The organism is Polynucleobacter sp. 39-46-10, from assembly GCF_002282275.1.
This window is the reverse complement of the sequence record NZ_NCJB01000344.1, coordinates 1-2,353: the sequence shown is the minus strand read 5'-3', so window position 1 is coordinate 2,353 and position 2,353 is coordinate 1. Positions and strand designations below refer to the sequence as shown.

Genomic DNA, 2,353 nt, shown 5'->3' with positions numbered 1-2,353 from the left:
ACTGGCTCTTTAATGGGATTCTTTGGCGGCAAGTTTGATCTGATTTCCCAGCGCTTGATTGAAATTTGGTCAGCGATGCCAGAGTTATATCTGCTGATCATCTTTGCTTCTATTTTTAACCCCAGTATTTGGCTCCTGATTATCTTACTAGCAGCATTTGGTTGGATGGGTTTGTCTGACTACGTGCGTGCTGAGTTTTTCCGTAATCGTGCATTGGAATATGTGCGAGCTGCCAGAGCTTTGGGTTTAACGAATTTGCAAATCATGCGTCGTCATATCCTGCCTAATAGCTTGACACCAGTCATTACCTTTTTACCTTTCAGAATGAGTGCAGCGATTTTGTCGCTCACGAGTTTGGATTTCTTGGGTCTTGGTGTGCCTCCAGGAACCCCGAGTTTGGGAGAGTTGCTATCACAAGGTAAAAGTAATTTAGATGCCTGGTGGATTTCACTATCGACCTTTGTGGTCTTGGTTGCCACTTTGCTCTTGCTTACTTTTATGGGCGAGGCCTTGCGTGATGCTTTCGATTCTCGCAAGTCAGGCGCCATGAGTGGGGGGCGTTCATGAGCTCCGCACCAAAACTGAATGCAGAAATTACGCCATTACTTCGCTACGAGGATTTTTCAATCTCGTTTGGTTCAGGTCGACGTGAGAAATTCGCTGTCAACCATCTTGATCTTGAGATTGGGGTGGGGGAACGTGTTGCCTTAGTTGGTGAGTCTGGCTCAGGTAAGACGCTGACTGCTTTGGCGCCCTTGCGTCTTGAGCCTGAAGGTGCAAAAACATCTGGTCGTATTTTATGGAGCGGTAAAGACTCGAATGCCGGCAATCAGCCGGTCAATTTACTGGATTTGCCAATCCAAGATATCCGTGAGATTCGGGGTCGTGAGATTGCCATGGTCTTTCAAGAGCCCATGACTGCACTCAACCCTTTGTTCACTATTGGCAATCAAATTGTTGAGGCTGTACAGGTATATCAACCTTTGATCTCTAAAGCAGACTCTATGTCTGCAGCAATCGAGTTACTTAAGAAAACTGGCATCCCAGAACCAGAGAAACGCTTCCATTCCTATCCTCATCAGTTATCTGGTGGCCAACGTCAACGTGCCATGATTGCGATGGCCTTAGCATGCAAACCCAGATTGTTAATTGCAGACGAGCCAACTACTGCTTTAGACGTTAGTCTGCGCTTGCAGATTTTGGATTTACTCAAAGAGTTACAAGAAGAGTCTAAAGATCATGGTGGCATGGCCATTCTTCTGATTACTCATGATCTCAATTTGGTAAAGCATTTTGCTCATCGTGTTGCTGTATTAAATCAAGGAAACTTGATGGAGCTTGGATCAACCAAGCAGGTGTTCGAGCGCCCAGAAGATCCTTATACAAAAGCCCTAGTAAATAGCGAGCCTGTGCGCGATCTGGCGCCAGTGATGCCATTGGCGCCCGTCCTGCTAAAGGCAGATAACTTATCCGTTTCTTACCCTGGTACTGAAGCTGCTGCTTGGTTTAAAAAACCTCCACGTCATCAGGTCTTGCGTAAAGTGAGTTTTGAACTCAAGCAAGGTCAGACCATTGGTGTCATTGGTGAATCTGGTTCAGGTAAGACTACTTTAGGCATGGCGGTCTTAGGTTTGTTGGGTGACACTGCCGCAGAAATCATGGGTGATGTGGATGTACTTGGTGTTGATTGGCAAAAGTTAAAGCCAGCAGAACGTCGCGCTATGCGCTCTAGTCTGCAAGTGATTTTTCAGGACCCCTTTGGTTCACTTTCTCCACGTATGAATGTGATGCAAATTGTTTCAGAAGGTTTGGATGTGCACTTTCCTGATTTGTCTGCGACGGAACGCGAGAAGCGTGCCTTAGATATTCTTCGAGAAGTCGGCATTGACCGTTCTGCTCTCACACGTTATCCCCATGAGTTTTCGGGTGGGCAAAGGCAGCGGATTGCGATTGCCCGTGCTTTGATCCTAAAACCACAGATCTTGGTCTTAGATGAGCCCACTTCAGCATTGGATGTGTCGATTCAAAAACAAGTGCTTGCCTTATTGACTGAGCTCCAGAAAAAATACAACTTGGCCTATCTGATGATTAGTCATGATTTGGCTGTTATTCGAGCAATGTCGCATGAGGTCATGGTGCTCAAAGCGGGAAGGGTGGTCGAGTTTGGTGATACTGAGACTATGGTTCAGCATCCTCGCCAAACCTATACCAAAGAGCTATTCACGGCCGCCGAGCTAACTTAAGCTTTGAGCAAGACTCCTAGCAAGGCGCTAAATTGGTGCATTTATGCACCGCAATAGAAAATACTCCTTTTAAAACATCATATTAGGGTCCAAGCTGGTACTTGGTGAAA

Annotated in this window: 2 protein-coding genes; both read left to right on the top strand. The window is 46.2% G+C overall.

Annotation, left to right across the window (positions count from 1 at the left end; translation table 11 throughout):
- On the top strand, window positions 1–567 hold a 567-nt coding region (locus B7X71_RS15425; RefSeq protein WP_293601351.1), incomplete at its 5' end, for an ABC transporter permease subunit.
- Window positions 564–2,243, top strand: a complete 1,680-nt coding sequence (locus B7X71_RS15420) for a dipeptide ABC transporter ATP-binding protein (RefSeq protein WP_293601349.1) — start codon at window positions 564–566, stop codon at window positions 2,241–2,243. The genes B7X71_RS15425 and B7X71_RS15420, both read left to right, overlap by 4 nt.
- Window positions 2,244–2,353 lie beyond the last annotated feature (110 nt).

Excerpts from the sequence above, each read along its gene's own strand:
- B7X71_RS15420 (WP_293601349.1), top strand. The coding sequence starts at position 564 with ATGAGCTCCGCACCAAAACTGAATGCAGAAATTACGCCATTACTTCGC.